The sequence below is a fragment of the Ruminococcus sp. XPD3002 genome (assembly GCA_900119535.1).
In the GTDB taxonomy this organism is placed as follows: domain Bacteria; phylum Bacillota; class Clostridia; order Oscillospirales; family Ruminococcaceae; genus Ruminococcus; species Ruminococcus flavefaciens_H.
On record FPJT01000001.1, the window covers coordinates 141,305 to 158,219 of the forward strand.

A 16,915-nucleotide genomic window follows, 5' to 3' on the forward strand; every position below is an offset into this window, starting at 1 on the left:
ACATGTTTTCTTGACTTTTTCCCAAAAATGATGTATCATTAAAATGTATAGGTGTGGAAGGACCATGCCTAAAGTATTATTAATGAGAGGGGAAATCATTATGAAACTCAAAAAATTAGCAGCAGCAGTTTCTGCATTACTGCTTGCATCAGGTACAGCATCTGCAATGCCTGTCGCTCCGACAGCTGATGCAGCAGGTACTTACAACTATGCGGAAGCTCTGCAGAAATCAATGTTCTTCTATGAAGTACAGCAGTCAGGCGTTCTTCCTGAATGGAATGAGGTAAGCTGGCGCGGTGACTCTATGGAGAATGACGGCGTCCCTGGCGGCTGGTACGATGCAGGTGATCACCTTAAGTTCACTCTGACAAACGCTTATTCAGCAACTCTCCTTGGCTGGGGACTTATCGAGTACGGCGATGCAGTAGACAAGGCAGGACTTGGCGATCTTTACAGAAACAATCTTAAGTTCGCTCTTGATTATATTGTTGCATGCGACAGAGGATCGGACATAGTTTACATGATCGGCGACGGCAATTTCGACCATGTATGGTGGGGAAGCGCTGAGGTTTACATGAGAAAATACAAGCTCAAGGAAGGCGCTGATAAGAGACCTGTATACACTTGTCAGGACAGCTGTATCGAAGGCCAGATGGCTGCTGCACTTGCTGCCGGCTATATGATCTATAAGGACGAGAATTATCTTAAGCACGCTAAGGACCTGTTTGAAAGAGCAGATGCTGAAAAGGCGCTCGGCGAAGATGCTAAGGAACATGCTTATTATAAGCCTTCAAGCTATATCGATGATCTGTTCTTTGCTGCAAACTGGCTTTACAAGGCTACAGGCGATAAGACTTATCTTGATAAGGCAACAAGCTATGTTCCTAATCTCGATAAGGAACAGCAGTCCACAGAGCTGAAGTTCACATGGGGACACTGCTGGGATGATACAACTCAGGGCGCTATGCTTCTGTATGCTCAGAATACAGGCGATCAGCAGTGGATCGATCAGGTATCTCATCACCTTGATTACTGGACAACAGGCTACGGCGGAAAGGTGATCGATAAGACTCCTAACGGCTTCTCATGGCTTTTCCAGTGGGGTTCACTGAGACACGCCACAACTACTGCTTTCTTAGCTTCGCTTGCAGCAGATACTATCTATAAGGATGCACCTGAGCTTCAGAAGAAGTATAACGACTTCGCTAAGTTCACAATGGATTACTGCTTCGGTGATAACGAAAATAAAATGAGCTATGTTCTTGGTATGGGCGAAAACAATCCGAAGGCTCCTCATCACAGAACAGCCAGCGGTATCCATGATGACCACTGGAACGAACTCGGTCAGAAATCAGGCGGCGACGAGGGATATCAGACAGAGTATGCACATACTCTCTATGGCGCTCTTGTCGGCGGTCCGAGCAGAGACGGCTCTTATAAGGATGTTGTTTCATCCTACGAGAACTCCGAGGTTGCTATCGACTACAACGCAGGATATACTGCTGAACTGTGTGCTCTTATGGCTGATTACGGCGGAACTCCTCTTGCTGACTTCCCCGAGATCGAAACTCCTAAGTGGGATGAGTGGCAGGTTGCTGCTGTACTTAACGGTCAGCCTGCAGACAGCTATACAGAGGTAAAGGCATGGGCAATGAACCATACAGCATGGCCTGCAAGAGTTGTAAAAGACTTAAAATACCGCTACTACTTTGATGTATCCGAACTCCTTGAGAAGGGTATGTCAATCGACCAGATCACTGTAGAGACCAAGTCTCAGCAGTACAGTGAGGGCGAACCAGGCTACGGCGTTGCATCAGGTCCTTACAAGTATGAGGGAGATCCTACAGGCAACACATACTACGCTGAGATCGCTTTCGAGGACGGAAGAGCTATAATGCCTACAGGTCAGAGCGAGCACAGAGACGAGGTTCAGTTCAGGATCTCTATCCCTGATGCTATTGACGGAGTTTCAACAAAGGGCGCATGGGATTATACCAACGACTGGTCATATCTCGGAGGACTTGCAGACGCTTCAGACCTTAAGAAGTCTGATTCACTTAACAAGCATATAACAATGTATGCTGACGGTGTGCTTGTATGGGGCGAAGAGCCTGACGGTACTACACCAACAGTCTCAACTCCTGTAAGACCAACACCTACTCCTGTAACTACAACAGAGGCTGCTCCTGCGCCTGTTACTACTAAAGCTGCTCCTGCACCTGTTACTACAGCTGCTCCGACAACAGCCGCTCCTTTACCTGCAACTACAACAACGGTTACACCTACAACTACTGCACCTGTTACTTCACCCGGAGTTCCCGGAAATCCCGGAAGCCAGGATATTGGCGGAAACGATGTGATCGTATGGGGCGATGCTACATGCGACGGAGATGTAAGTCTTTCCGATGCTCTTCTCATCCTCCAGTACGTTGCAAACAGCTCTAAGTATCCTATCACAGAAAAGGGACTGAAGCAGGCTGACGTTGACGGCGTACCGGGAGTTACAGGCATGGATTCCCTTGAAATACAGAAGAAAGATGCACGTCTTATATCTAAATTCCCGGTTGAATAAAACGAATTAATATTCTGTTCACAATTCGACTTTTGGATGTCTTTATTAATTTTACTTTTTTGCTGAAATGCACAAAAATGAAAGGACTGTATTAGAGAAATACACGAATTTCTGGAAAACTATTTACTTTTTTAAGCGGATATAATATAATATGAATGATGAGAAAAGGTAAGTGCAAGTCCTGTCAGGACGCCTCTCTCATCATTCCTATCAACACTGCTATAACCGCAATGTATGCACTGGCATTGCGTTATAATTACAATTCTTATTATATCAGGGAGGGTATAAAAATGCACAAGAAAATGGCAAAAGCTATTACTGGCAGCCTGATGGCTGCATCAATGCTGGCATCTACAGCTGCTCTGTTTGCTCCTATGTCAGCAAGTGCTGGTAGCCTGCTCGGTCAGAGTGACTTCGAGGAGGGTATCGGTCTTCCTTGGCACTGCTGTGAAACACAGCCTGCTAAGCAGAAGTTTGATATCGACAACGGTGTTTATAAGGTAACTATCGTAAAGGACGACGGTCCTGAGTCAAGATGGGACCTTCAGTTCCGTCACAGAGGTCTTAAGATCACTGCTGGCGATAAGTACAAGATCTCATTCGATATCACTGCATCTGCAGACGGTGAGCTTGCTACTCATATCGCTGACCTTAAGGGTGAGAATCCTGTATGGCTCAGTGGCTGCGCAGGAACAGAGGCTTGGAACTATGCAGGCAAGGAAGATCCTGACGGACACGAGCATACAAAGAACTCCGGTAACCTCGTAATCAAGAAGGGTAAAAACCACTTCGAGGGCGAGTTTACTGCTAAGAACTCAATCGATGTTGCTGAGTGGGCATTCCACTACGGCGGTGCTGGTGAATACCAGGATAACGACTGTTTCGCAGACGGAACAACTCTTGAGTTCGATAACATGGTTCTTGAGAACCTTTCAAGCGATAAGGACGACTTCGATGTTACAAACGAGTTCGGCGTTATCCGTCCAAGAAGCAACGTTCGTCTTAACCAGGTTGGTTACTATCCAAACCTTACAAAGAGAGCTTCTTACTGTACAGATAACAGCTCACCTTGTGAATTCGAGATCCGCGACAAGAGCGGTAAGGCTGTTAAGACATATACTGCTTCAAAGGTAGTTGAGGATCCAGAGTCAGGTAACAACGGTTCAGATCCTAAGAAGAAGAAGGACTCCGGTAAGTACGTTCAGATCCTCGACTTCTCTGACTTCACAACACCTGGTGAGTATACAATCTTCGTAAAGGATACAGTTGGTGTATCTGATACAGTCAGCGGTCTTCTTAAGGGCGCTTACGATACAACGCTCAGCGGCGATAAGCTCATGTGGACAAATCCTAAGTCCAAGCTTGAGTGGTGCATGAACGAGTCTCATAAATTCCGTATCGACGAGAACATCTATGATGATAAGCTCGTTAAGGACTCTATCAACTACTTCTATCAGAACCGTTCTGGTATCGATATCGAGTCTAAGTACATCACTTCAGGTGATGCTTCTACACTTGCTCATAAGGCAGGTCATACAACAGATACAGCTTACGTTCAGTCTAAGTGGATCAAGTTCTACGAGGGCGACTTCAGCGATGGCGATAAGAAGTACACAGTAGATGGCCCTGGCGGCTGGTACGATGCTGGTGACCACGGTAAGTACGTTGTTAACGGCGGTGTTTCTGTATGGACACTCCAGAATACATATGAGCTTTCTAAGAAGCTCGGCACAGATGCTAAGTGGACAGGCGATCTCGTTTCTATCCCTGAGGCTGGCGATAAGAACCCTGATATCCTCGATGAGGCAAGATGGGAACTTGAGTGGATGCTCAAGATGATCGTTAAGTCTGACGATCCTTACTACGGCAAGGAATTCGAGAACTTCGCTTACCACAAGCTCCACGACCACAAGTGGACAGGTCTTGCTACAAAGGCTTGGGACTACAAGACAGAGTGGGGTACAGAGCGTCTCGTTAAGCCTCCTACGTATGCTGCTACACTGAACGTTGCTGCTTGTGCTGCACAGGCTGCTCGTCTCTGGGAAGGCATTGATGATGCATTCGCTAAGGAGTGCCTCGATCAGGCTAAGAAGTGCTATGAGGCAGTTAAGAACTCCGGCGACGGCTACAAGGTTGATGCTGGTGAGTTCGAGAAGGCTGACGATACAAAGGGCACAAACGCTACAAAGGGCGATGCTCGTTTCGCACCTATGGATCAGGCTATCGGCGGTGGTCCTTACGGTGACTCTTATGTACTTGATGACTTCTACTGGGCAGGTTGTGAGCTCTATGCTACAACAGGCGATGAGGAGTACTACAACGATATCAAGGAATACAAGAATAATAACGACCGTTCAGGTAATGATAAGGCATTCAGCATAACTACTAACCTTGGTGGTGGTGAGAACAAGGGATCATTCAGCTCATTCAACTGGGGCTGTACATCAGGTCTTGGAACACTCACACTGTTCCTCAACAGCGACAAGCTTTCTGCTGATGAGTATAAGACTGTTGTAGATTCTATCGCTGCTGCTGGTAATAAATATATCGAGGAAATGAACGCCGATGACAACGGTATGGGTATCCCATATGTTGGTTCAACATTCACTGATCCTAACAACATCGGTAATGATGAAGAGACTGGTAAGCCTATCGAAGTTACAGGTTATGAGTGGGGTTCAAACTCATTCGTAATCAACAACGCAATGGTTCTTGCTTATGCATACGTTGCTACAGAGGACGGCGCTTACCTGAACGGTGCTGCTGAGGCTATGGACTACATCTTCGGACGTAACGGACTTGGCTTCTCATACGTATCAGGCTACGGCAGCTACTTCCTCCAGTACCCACACCACAGATGGTGGGCAAACGGCGTTGATCCTGAGTTCCCGAAGGCTCCTGCAGGAGTTCTCTCAGGTGGTCCTGGCGCTGGTATGCAGGATCCATACATCGGCGGACTTGGCTATAAGAGAGGCACACTTGCTTCACAGAAGAGCTACGTTGATAACGCTGAGGCATGGTCTGTAAACGAGGTTACAATCAACTGGAACGCTCCTCTCGTTGCAATGTCATCCTTCATGGAAGATGTTGTTGCTAAGGCTGGCGATCTTACAGCTGCTAAGACACCAGGAGAGAACACAACTCCTATTCAGCAGCCTACAGCTGCTACACCTACAGGTGCTACACCTACAGGTGCTACACCTACAGTTGATACACCTACAAATCCTGGTACTAATGTAGAAGCTGAGCTCTGGGGCGATGCTACATGCAACGGCGTAGTTGATCTTGCTGACGCTCTCCTCATCCTCCAGAACGTTGCTAACGCTAATAAGTACCCAATCACAGCTCAGGGTATTGCAAACGGTGACGTTGTTGACAACGGCGGCGGACTCACAGGTCAGGATGCTCTTGCACTCCAGATGATCGATGCTAAGCTTCTTAAGCAGTCAGATCTCCCTGTTAAGGCATCTGCTCTTACAAAGTAATCTGATTACTTGAATTGCACAAACGATATAAAGGACCGCTTCGGCGGTCCTTTTTGTTGTGTATAAATGAATTGCAGGGGAGAGCTGTGAAGCTTCGTTCCTGCCGTAAAAAGGGTACAAAAAAAGCTATACCGCTTGCGGTATAGCTTTTAATTTTACATCGGTCAGCCGATCAAACTCCGTACTTAGCTGTAGCAACCGGAACACCGGGGCCCATTGTAGAAGTTACTGTGCAGCTCTTGAGGTAAGTACCCTTTGCAGCTGCCGGCTTAGCCTTAACGATAGCTTCCATAAGTGTGTTGAAGTTCTCTTCGAGCTTAGCAGCACCGAATGATGCCTTGCCGATAGGGCAGTGTATGATGTTTGTCTTGTCAAGACGGTACTCGATCTTACCAGCCTTAGCCTCTGTAACAGCCTTAGCTACGTCAGGAGATACTGTACCAGCCTTTGGGTTTGGCATAAGTCCACGAGGACCGAGAACCTTACCGAGACGACCAACGAGTCCCATCATATCAGGTGAAGCGATAACAACATCGAAATCCATCCAGTTTTCCTTCATGATCTTATCAACAAGATCCTGACCGCCAACGAAGTCAGCGCCTGCTGCCTGAGCAGCCTCATACTTGTCTTCCTTGCAGAATACGCAAACGCGAACAGTCTTACCTGTTCCGTTAGGAAGGATAACAGCGCCTCTGACCTGCTGGTCAGCGTGACGTGAGTCAACACCCAGACGGATGTGAGCTTCTATAGTTTCATCAAACTTAGCCTTAGCGTTCTTGCAGACTAAGTCAAGAGCCTCAGCAGACTCATAGAACTTTGCAGAATCAACAGCCTTAGCGCTGTCAACATATTTTTTGCCGTGTTTCATTATATTTCCTCCTATTTAAGTGGTAATACCGGACGCCTATAGCGAACCGATTAGCGGAATTTTCCTCCCACCAATAGAACTCTGAAGGGGAAAGACCCTTTCATCATTCAAGTGATTAGTCTACAACTACTACGCCCATGGAACGAGCTGTTCCTGCGATCATGCTCATAGCTGCTTCGAGTGAGCCTGCGTTCAGATCCTGCATCTTAGTCTCTGCGATCTTCTGAACCTGCTCCTTTGTGATATTAGCGACCTTAGTCTTATTTGGAACTCCTGAACCGCTGTTGATATTGCAAGCCTTCTTGATAAGAACAGCTGCAGGTGGAGTCTTAGTGATAAATGAGAATGAACGGTCAGCATAAACTGTGATAACAACAGGGATGATCATACCGATGTCGTTCTTAGTTCTCTCATTGAATTCCTTTGTGAATGCCATGATATTAACACCGTGCTGTCCGAGTGCAGGACCAACAGGTGGTGCAGGAGTAGCCTTTCCTGCTGCGATCTGAAGCTTGATATAGCCTACTACTTTCTGTGCCATGTGTGCACACCTCCATAAATGTGGTAAATGGCGAGGCAAGACTTATATTTTACCTCTCCCACTGAAGCTCCTTCCGAGCTTCTTTTTTGACCTGAGTTGAGCTGATGTAGAATCAGCGGTTAATCCTCCACAGTAACGACCTGGCTTATAGGCAGGGTAGTGGGGGTCTCTCTGCCGAACATTGATACAAGAAGATCAACTGTACGGTCTTCGAGATTGATGTTCTGAACGATACCGATAAAGCCGTCCATAGCTGTGCCCGAGATCTTAACTCTGTCGCCCACTTTGAAGTTGACTTCAACAGTAGAAACGTCGATTCCGAAGAGCTTCTGAACTTCCTCATCGGAGAGAGCTGTTGGCTCTGAAGCGGGGCCGACAAATCCAGTACAGCCTCTGGTATTTCTTACGACATACCAGGAATCGTCGGTAACGATCATTTTGACCAGAACGTAGCCCGGATAGGTCTTACGCTTGATCTCTTTGCTTTTTCCGTCGGTAATCTCTGTTACCATTTCGGTAGGAACTCTGACCTCCTGGATAAGATCATGAAGCTTACGGTTTTCCACAACTTTACCTATATTCTGTGCTACCTTATCTTCATAGCCTGAATAGGTGTGGATTACATACCACTTTGCTCCTTCTGACATAATAATCCTCCTCAGATTTCCTTACTGCTGGTAGATCAGACGCATCAATGTGAGGAATCCCTCATCGAGTAAACCAACTAAAACTGCCGAGGCAACTACTACAGCAAGAACAACTGAAGTGTTATTGATAACAGTCTTTTTTGATGGCCATACTACCTTTTTGAATTCGATTTTTAAGTCCTTGAACCACTTAGCAACCTTGTTAGGTTCTTTCTTAGCCGAGTCTTTCTTTTTGGACTTTTTCTCTGAAGTTGTATCCTTAGCCATAAAAATACTCCTTCCGATTACTTTGTTTCCTTGTGAAGAGTATGCTTGCGGCAGAACTTACAATGCTTCATCATTTCGATTCTGTCGGGGTCGTTCTTCTTGTTCTTCTTGGAAACGTAATTACGCTGCTTGCACTCTGTGCACGCTAATGTAATCTTGACTCTCATATCGGCACCTCCTGAAAAAATTACTTCCTCCGTCGTGCGGAGGTAGGTTGTTTGCCTCCCTCAGACGGGGCAAAAAAATAAACCCCTAATGAGGTAACATAATTATAACATATAAAAACCTGTTTGTCAAGGCTTTTTTTCGTATTTTTTCGCGATTTTCCGTAAAAAGAACAGGCTGTCGGGGGGCAGCCTGTTCTGTGGAGAATTATATAATGTCCGGTCAGATCTTTGCAGTATATGTCATGCAAACCCAGCCTGAGTGTCCGCCGTGGAGAACGTTGCCCCAGATAGTACCGTCAGCCTTGCGTGCAGTTGATCTAACGTAGATCTGTGTTCCCTTTGAAAGGTAGTAGTAATTTGAGAAATTAGTTCCTGCACCTGATCTGAAAGCGAGACCGCTGTTAGCAGTTACCTTATAATTGCAGGGCTTTGTGTAGTTTGTAAGGCAGATCCAGCCTGTTTTTCCGCCGTAAGTTATCTTGCCCCAGTAATTGCCGTCGGGCTTGCGTGTCTTTGACTTTACAGTAAAGTTAGCAGCAAATGGGATCGTTCCTACCGATTTGAACGAAGTATCTGCACCTTTTCTGATGTTAAGACCGCTTGGTGTTGTAACAGCGTAGTTGCTGCTGCTTACAGCTGAAGCATCGAGAGTGCTTACTATAGAAAGCTTAGCGAGGAGTGGATTGTCTGAAACAGCAGGAGCAGCTGCTGAAGCGAAGATAGTTAATGCTGCGAGTGTTGATGCGATGAGTTTCTTAGTATTCTGCATTATAAGCCTCCGTTTTTTAGATTGTGTATGTTTTGTTAGTAAGGGTGTGTTGTACAACAATTAAATTATACATAGGACGGGAAGAAAGTACAAGCCATAAAGAGTGAACGGGAGAAAAAACGGAGCGAGCAGAAAATGAACGATCGCGCAAGAATTTAAGATTTAAAAGCACAATGTATCAGTACACTCGTATGATTAATCATTGAAAAAGCCGTAAAACAGCGATATAATATAGACAGTGGATAACAAATGCCGATGAAGGGGAAAACATCGGCGAGTTTAATTTGGAGGGATTCAGAATGAGAAACGTGTTGATGAAGAAGAGGATCGCAGCTGCTGCGGCTTCAGCACTCATATCGGTTACAGGTACAGTCGGAACACTTGGCAGCGGCTATATGTTCCCTATGAACGGACTGATAACAGCTTCTGCGGCAGAAAGCAGCGTGAAGTTCATCACAAGTGCAGGCTTCGGCGAGGGCGTGTACGCTGAATGGTCGGCAGTATCGGGCGCAGGCGGATACAATGTATACGTGGACGGAAAACAGCTCGATACCATGCTGATAAGACAGTACAGCGGCTACATGAGAGCAGATGCAGTTGGTCTCAAGGCAGGAAACCATACTATTAAAGTAGTACCTGTTATCGGCGGCAAGGAGGACTCCTCAAAGGCTGCGGAGATAACTGCTGAGGCTTATGCCCACGACAGAAGCGGCTACGGCTTCGTGAACGGAAGCTCATCGGGTGCTTACAACGATGACGGTACACTTAAGAGCGGCGCAACAGTAATTTACGTGACCAATGCAAATAAGGACAGTGTATCCGTTACACTCCCCGATAAGAAGGGCAATGATGTGAAGCTTACAGGCATACAGAACATACTGCTCAACCTTAAGAGCAATACAAAGGCAGGTCCTGTAGATGTAAGATTCATCGGAAACATCACAGATCCTTCTGTGCTTACAAAGGGCGACCTCTATCTCGACACGGTCACATGTGGTGTTACTATCGAAGGAATCGGAAATGACGCTACTTTCAACGGCTTCGGACTTGTTATGAAAAACAGCTCAAACGTTGAGGTAAGAAACATCGGCTTTATGAACTGCGACAGCTCAGAGGGCGATGACTGCGGCTTACAGCAGGGAAACAATCATGTATGGGTACACAACTGCGATTTCTTCTACGGCGATGCAGGAAGCGATGCCGACCAGGTCAAGGGCGACGGAGCACTTGATACAAAAACATCCTCATATGTAACTCATTCTTACAATCACTTCTGGGATAACGGAAAGTGTAATTTACAGGGCATGAAGTCCGAATCGGTCGAAAACTGCATTACCTACCACCATAACTGGTATGACCATTCGGACTCACGCCACCCGAGAATAAGAACATGTACTGTTCATATCTATAATAACTATTACGACGGAAATGCAAAGTACGGTGTAGGCGTTACAATGGGAGCATCTGCTTTCGTTGAGAACAACTATTTCAGAAACTGCAAGTACCCTATGCTCATTTCGGGACAGGGCAGCGATGTTGCTACAGGCGGTACATTCTCAGGTGAGGCAGGCGGAGTCATCAAGTCCTACGGTAATCATATCGAGGGCGCAAAGGCTTGTCTTACACAGAATGACAGTGCTGCCGATTTCGATGCTTACGAGGCATCTTCAAGAAATGAAGCTGTACCTTCCTCAATAAAGTCCAAGTCGGGCAGCACAGGCTACAGCAATTTCGATACAGCAGGCAGCTTCTACAGCTATACTCCCGATAATGCCGAGGATGTTCCTGCTATCGTTACTGCAAAGGCAGGCCGTGTGGACGGCGGAGACTTCAAGTGGACATTTACCGCAGAGGATGACGAGAGCTACGCCGTAAATGACGGACTCAAGAGCGCACTCGTTTCCTATAAGGACTCTATTACAGCTATAGGCAGCGGCTTCAAGGAGGATAATGCTCCTGCGCCGACTCCTGTAGTTACAACAGCAGCGCCTGCACCTGTAGTTACAACTATACAGACTACAGCTGCACCTGTTCAGACTCAGCCTGCTGCAACTCAGGCATCTGCTGCGCCTGTAAGCGGCGGAAACGTTATCTACGCTTCACCAAATGGAGGCGGCGACGGAAAGTCCGCAAGCACCCCTACAGACGTACTTTCCGCAATAAAGGCAGTTCCTGCAGGCGGTACTATCTATCTGCTTGAAGGCAACTACAGCTTCAAGGAGACTATCAAGATAGAGGAGAGCAACTCGGGCGCTTCGGGCAAGTATAAGACGATATCCGCATACCCGGGAGCAAAGGTAAAGTTCGACTTTACAGGTCAGGCAGTAAGCAATTCGAGCTACGGAATCCTTATGGCAGGCTCTTACTGGCACTTCTACGGCTTCGAGATCTGCAATGCAGGGGATAACGGTATGCTCCTTTCGGGCAACAACAATATCATTGAAATGATGGTGTTTAACGATAACGAGGATACGGGACTTCAGGTATCACGCTCCAACACATCGTACAGCACTATCGATAAGTGGCCTTCAAACAACCTCATAAAGAACTGTACCTCAAAGAACAACTGCGACGAGGCTACAATGGAGAATGCGGACGGCTTCGCTGCAAAGCTTACCTGCGGCAATGGAAACGTATTCGACGGATGTATGTCCTACAACAACTCAGATGACGGCTGGGATCTCTATGCAAAGGAAGCTACAGGACCTATCGGCGTTGTTACTATAAAGAACTGCATCGCATTCCGCAACGGCTTCACAGAGGACGGCAGAGGCTACGGAAACTGCGACGGAAACGGCTTCAAGCTTGGCGGCGGCGGAGTAGGTACCCGTCATAAGGTCGAGAACTGCCTTGCTTTCGAGAACCTCAACTGCGGTTTCACAGACAATAATAACCCGAAATTCGGCGATATGAAGAACTGCACAGCCTACAACAACGGCGTAGGCGGAAGCGGTAAGGGCAACTATTTCGTATATCGCTGCGATACATCAGCAACATTCAACGGACTGATGTCCTATTACAATACAGGCAAGGTCTCAAAGACCAATGCCCCCGGAATCAAGATAGCAAACGACAAGTTCGTAGGCGATATGACTGATTCCATATACTACAACAGCAAGTATTACTATGCTAAGTCCAAAACAGCTATGACAAACGGAGCAAAACTCGGCGACATTATCACTCCCACTGACTCCGATTTCATAACACTCAGCGTGGCTGCAATGGGAACAGATTTCCACACTGCATGGAGAAAGTCCGACGGCTCACCTGATCCCCGCGGCTTCGCTGAGACCCTCTCTGACGGCAAATACTCATCAATCGGCTATCACATGTCAGGCGGAGTTTCACAGCCTGTAGTTACCACACCTTCAGTTCCTGCAACAACACCTGCGGCTCCTACCACAGCAGCTCCACAGGTACAGCAGACGACTACAAAGGCACAGTCTGTAACACCTGTTGCAGGGGGCTATACTCACGATTTCACAGCAAACGGCAAGGAGAGCAGCTTCTATACTATCAACGGAAATCTCTCAACAGCCAAGGGTACAGTCAGCTACGGCGGAAAGACGCTTTCACAGGCACTTAAGATAGAAACAGCAACAACTATCGACTTCACAGCACCATCCGACGGAAAGTTCACCCTCGTATTTGCAGAGCCTTCCGCAACTATAAAGATAGACGGCACAAAGTATACAGCTGACGGCAGCGGTATAGTAACCGCAGACCTCAGAGCAGGCAGCCACACTGTTACAAAGGCTGATGCAGCTAACCTGTTCTATATGGACTATTCTGCAAACGGACAGCAGTCCGCACCGACAACTACTCAGCCTGTACAGGATGATATTGTATACGGTGATGCAAACGGCGACGGAGCAGCAAGTCTCTCGGATGCACTGGCAATACTCCAGTATATAGCAAACAGCAAGAAGTATCCTCTTACAGCTGAGGCACTGGACAGGGCTGATGTATTCAACAGAGGCGACGGCCTTACAGCTATGGATGCGCTTTCGATACAGAAGTTCGATGCAAAGATACTGCCTTCACTCCCTGAGTCGTATCAGCAGTGATATGACGAAGGTCCCTAATATAATGATATAATGAGAAAAGGAGCTTCCCCGAGCTCCTTTTTTCATGTATTGCCTTATTTTATCAGACTGAATGCCTGTTTAAGCGTCGAAACTGGTATTATTTCAATGCTGTAGTCCTTCGGATCAATGGAGGATGCGGACTGACGCGGTATCACGCACCTTCTGAATCCCATGCGCTCGGCTTCTCTTATGCGCTGAGCGGCATGTGAAACGGAACGTATCTCGCCGCCGAGACCTATCTCGCCGAAAGCGATAAGCTCCTCGTCTATCTGCTTGTCCATTATTCCCGAATACAGCGCCATTGCAACAGGAAGATCACCTGCCGGTTCGTCAAGACGGAATCCGCCGACTATATTCAGGTAAACATCGAGGGTACCCATGAATACCCCGAGACGCTTTTCAAGAACGGCGATGATTATATTCAGACGGTTGAAATCGAATCCTGTAGCCATACGTCTTGGAGCGGCATAGCTGGTTTTTGATGCAAGTGCCTGTACTTCGGCAAGTATGGGACGTGTTCCCTCGATGACACAGGCAACACATGTCCCCGATACATTGTGGGGACGTCCTGCAAGGAGCATCTGTGAGGGATTTGCGACTTCGGCAAGTCCCTTGTCCAGCATCTCGAAAACGCCTATCTCATTGGTAGAGCCGAAACGGTTTTTGACTGCACGGAGTATCCTGTAGCTCTGATGACGTTCGCCCTCGAAGTAGAGAACGGCGTCCACTATATGCTCCATGACTTTCGGACCTGCGATAGCGCCGTCCTTATTAACGTGACCGACTATCAGAACGGGTATCTCCTGGTCCTTGGCGGTGTGCATGAAGAGGTTCGTACACTCTCTCACCTGTGTAAGGCTTCCGGGACTGGAGGAGATGCCGTTTATGCTCATGGTCTGTATAGAGTCGATAATGGCTATATCAGGAGCGGATTCGGTAATAGTAGCCGCAATTGCTTCTGCATCGGTAGCTGTAAGGAGGTAGAGATTTTCCGAGTCTACTCCCAGACGCTGGGCACGGAGCTTTATCTGTCTTGCGGATTCCTCTCCCGAAACGTAGAGTATTGAGTGTTCTTTGCCGAGATACTGGCATATTTGAAGGAGAATGGTACTCTTGCCTATACCCGGTTCGCCGCCCAGAAGCACAAGAGAGCCCTTTACAAGTCCGCCGCCGAGAACACGGTTAAGCTCACCGATGCCCGTATCATAGCGTATATCGGTATCTGCGCCTATATCTTCAAGTTCGAGTATATTGTCGCTGAGACCGTGTACAGACTGAGAAGCTCCCCTTTTTGCAACGGGGGAGCTGTCCAGTGTTTCTTCTTCAAAGCTGTTCCAGGCTCCGCAGGAGGGACATTTTCCGTTCCACTTGGAGCTTTCGTATCCGCACTGATTGCAGACGTAAACGTAACGTGACTTAGCCATATCACTCAGCCTCGTCGGTCTCGGTATCGGTTCCGTCTGAACCTGCGGAGAGTGCTTTTTCTATGTTCTTCTCGCTGAGCTCAAAGAGACGTCCGCAGTCGATAATGCTGTCTGAAGCCTTATAATCAGCGGCAGAGAAGCTCTCTGCACCGAGACTCCAGTATGAAGTTCCTGTTGAACCAACGGAGTAGAATACATTGCATCCGATATCGAAGGATATCTGTCCGTAAGCGCCGTAGGAACCTTCAAGTTCGATGAGTTCTTCGCCGCTGAAGTAGTAGATGTGGCAAAGTGCGCCCTCTTCGGTGCCGTCGGAAATAAGAAGCTCGGGGATGAGGTCGGCGTTCAGGTCGCAGAACTCGAAAGCGGCATTGCGGTTTGCATTAACCGCATTGTTGTTTGCCTCTGTAAGGAGGTTCCTGCAAAGCTCTTTCTGCGAGTCGGTAAGAGCGCCGCCCCAGCCGTATGCACAACGTACAGCCTCGTGGATAGATTTCTCGCCGAAAGTGCATTTTCTGCCTGCATCGAAGGAGAAGTTGTTATTGAAGTCGGCAAGAGCCGCATCGAACTCTATACGGCTGACGTCCTCGCCGTTTATTTCGTGGAATATAGTAGCACCTGATGAAGCGGAAGCAGTGTTGTCGCTGTAGGACATTACCTCGTTGAGTACTCCCTCTTCGATATTTACGAACTTGCCGAGCATGAATCCTTGTCCCTCGTATTCGTTTCCGAGGATGTGTATATCGGGATAGTATCTGAAAGTTCCGTAATTGCCGATCTCGCCTGCAGGGGAGAGAGTTGAAGCGGAGTAGGTGTATATCTCGCAGGGTGTGGCAAGGTCTGTATCGGGAGATATTATAAGTTCGGGAGTATCATCGCCGTCCAGGTCACGTATCTCAAACATAGACTGTCCGATGCTGCCTTTTTTATTGGCGAGGTACTTATCAGAGCTCATAAAGTCTTTGAGCTTATTCTCGTAAGCGTTCTGCCAATCGAAGGTTATAGTTGCAGGATCTGTTATCTCAGGTTCTTTTACTTCCGACTCCGTCTGACTTGCAGAGCAGCCTGCGGTAGAGAGTAAACCTGTTACAGCTAAAGCGAGCAGTATGCATTTTGATCTATTCACGATATATTCCTCCGTAATTATACTATATATATTTTATATTGTATCATTTTTGCAGATTAATGTCAATTAAGATATTATTACAACTGGAAATAAACTCTGAAAAATAAGTGTCAGGAATGTGATAAAAATTTGCTGATGTACATATTCTTTTGGTAAGGGACGTTTTTCCTTGAAGGAGATGATGATATGACAGATGAGAACAGAGTGGAAGATGAGATGTATGAGGATGAGCAGACTGACGGTCTCATAGAGCTGAAAAAAGAGCCGCGGGCTGACGACTCTGCGGCTGTACAGGCAGTAGTATGCATAGTTATAGCGGCTGCACTGATAGGTATAAATATTTTCAGACCTGACCTCGGTGGAGAGCTTATCGCACTGCTAAAGGAGCTGAGCAGCCGAGAGGGATTTATAGAGGATCCGATAGGGATGATACTCAGGAGATGGATGGGATAAAGCTTGGCGGTACGGCTTTCAGAGTAAGGTATTCTTTCCTTGTGTTCAATGCGCTGATATTTCTTCTCAGGGACAGCAGAGTGATACTCGCATTTTATGGAGTATGTCTCATCCATGAACTGGGACACTGCATTGCGATACGTTTTTTCGGCGGAAAAGTCAGCAGTGTCGAGTTCAGTGGACTGGGTATCCGTATAACTGCACCTCCGCCCCGTTCGCTCAGGGAGGGGATAGCTGTTCTGATGAGCGGACCTGCGGTCAATATAGCCGCATTTCTGCTGCTGGAGTTGTTTGGCAGGAATTGTTATGCCGCAGAGCTGAATCTGGCTGAGGGACTGTTCAATCTGCTTCCTTTTCCTTTTCTGGACGGCGGAGCGCTTCTCCTGCTGATAGCTGAGGGCAGTCCCTCGGAAGCGCTGTGGAGAAAAATTATGACCGTACTGCAAGCGGTCGCTGTCTGTGTTCTGGTATATTTATTGTTTAGTCTGAAGCAGTAAATATGAAAGTA

General features: G+C 47.3%; 13 protein-coding genes. 5 read left to right on the forward strand and 8 right to left on the reverse strand.

Annotated features, from left to right (window positions below; translation table 11 throughout):
* Positions 1-100: 100 nt before the first annotated feature.
* Both BT127_RS00555 and BT127_RS00560 read left to right on the forward strand, forming a co-directional pair.
* Positions 101-2,572, forward strand: a complete 2,472-nt coding sequence (locus tag BT127_RS00555) for a glycoside hydrolase family 9 protein (protein WP_075423077.1) — start codon at positions 101-103, stop codon at positions 2,570-2,572.
* Between the two features lie 290 nt (positions 2,573-2,862).
* On the forward strand, positions 2,863-6,057 hold the full coding sequence (locus BT127_RS00560; RefSeq protein WP_075423254.1) for a glycoside hydrolase family 9 protein: 3,195 nt from the start codon (positions 2,863-2,865) through the stop codon (positions 6,055-6,057).
* Positions 6,058-6,229: 172 nt separating this feature from the next.
* On the opposite strand, the gene rplA is transcribed toward BT127_RS00560, so the two are convergent.
* The 6 genes from rplA to BT127_RS00590 all read right to left on the reverse strand — a co-directional run bounded on the left by rplA (position 6,230) and on the right by BT127_RS00590 (position 9,316).
* Complete coding sequence (gene rplA / locus BT127_RS00565; protein WP_075423078.1) at positions 6,230-6,925, reverse strand: 50S ribosomal protein L1; 696 nt, start codon at positions 6,923-6,925, stop codon at positions 6,230-6,232.
* 115 nt (positions 6,926-7,040) lie between these two features.
* Positions 7,041-7,466, reverse strand: a complete 426-nt coding sequence (gene rplK, locus BT127_RS00570; RefSeq protein ID WP_075423079.1) for a 50S ribosomal protein L11 — start codon at positions 7,464-7,466, stop codon at positions 7,041-7,043.
* A 119-nt stretch (positions 7,467-7,585) separates the two neighbouring features.
* On the reverse strand, positions 7,586-8,113 hold the full coding sequence (gene nusG, locus BT127_RS00575; RefSeq protein ID WP_075423080.1) for a transcription termination/antitermination protein NusG: 528 nt from the start codon (positions 8,111-8,113) through the stop codon (positions 7,586-7,588).
* A 21-nt stretch (positions 8,114-8,134) separates the two neighbouring features.
* Positions 8,135-8,380, reverse strand: coding sequence for a preprotein translocase subunit SecE (gene secE, locus BT127_RS00580; RefSeq protein ID WP_075423081.1), 246 nt, complete (start codon positions 8,378-8,380; stop codon positions 8,135-8,137).
* 17 nt (positions 8,381-8,397) lie between these two features.
* Positions 8,398-8,547, reverse strand: coding sequence for a 50S ribosomal protein L33 (rpmG, locus tag BT127_RS00585; protein WP_031562231.1), 150 nt, complete (start codon positions 8,545-8,547; stop codon positions 8,398-8,400).
* Positions 8,548-8,767: 220 nt separating this feature from the next.
* A complete protein-coding gene (locus BT127_RS00590) occupies positions 8,768-9,316 on the reverse strand; it encodes an SH3 domain-containing protein (protein ID WP_075423082.1) in 549 nt (182 codons plus the stop codon).
* 299 nt (positions 9,317-9,615) lie between these two features.
* Between BT127_RS00590 and BT127_RS00595 the strand changes: the two genes are divergently transcribed.
* The gene (locus BT127_RS00595; protein ID WP_075423083.1) at positions 9,616-13,383 is read left to right on the forward strand and encodes a right-handed parallel beta-helix repeat-containing protein; all 3,768 of its coding nucleotides are present in this window, start codon (positions 9,616-9,618) and stop codon (positions 13,381-13,383) included.
* Between the two features lie 74 nt (positions 13,384-13,457).
* Here BT127_RS00595 and radA read toward each other — a convergent pair whose 3' ends face one another.
* A complete protein-coding gene (radA, locus tag BT127_RS00600; RefSeq protein WP_075423084.1) occupies positions 13,458-14,828 on the reverse strand; it encodes a DNA repair protein RadA in 1,371 nt (456 codons plus the stop codon).
* A 1-nt stretch (position 14,829) separates the two neighbouring features.
* Complete coding sequence (locus BT127_RS00605; RefSeq protein ID WP_075423085.1) at positions 14,830-15,954, reverse strand: hypothetical protein; 1,125 nt, start codon at positions 15,952-15,954, stop codon at positions 14,830-14,832.
* Between the two features lie 186 nt (positions 15,955-16,140).
* Here BT127_RS00605 and BT127_RS00610 point away from each other — a divergent pair, with 186 nt between their 5' ends.
* Together BT127_RS00610 and BT127_RS00615 are read left to right on the forward strand one after the other, a co-directional pair.
* Positions 16,141-16,407 (forward strand): hypothetical protein, encoded by a 267-nt coding sequence (locus BT127_RS00610; RefSeq protein WP_075423086.1) that lies wholly within the window; start codon positions 16,141-16,143, stop codon positions 16,405-16,407.
* Complete coding sequence (locus tag BT127_RS00615) at positions 16,395-16,904, forward strand: site-2 protease family protein (RefSeq protein WP_075423087.1); 510 nt, start codon at positions 16,395-16,397, stop codon at positions 16,902-16,904. The genes BT127_RS00610 and BT127_RS00615 overlap by 13 nt, the downstream gene beginning before the upstream one ends.
* Positions 16,905-16,915 lie beyond the last annotated feature (11 nt).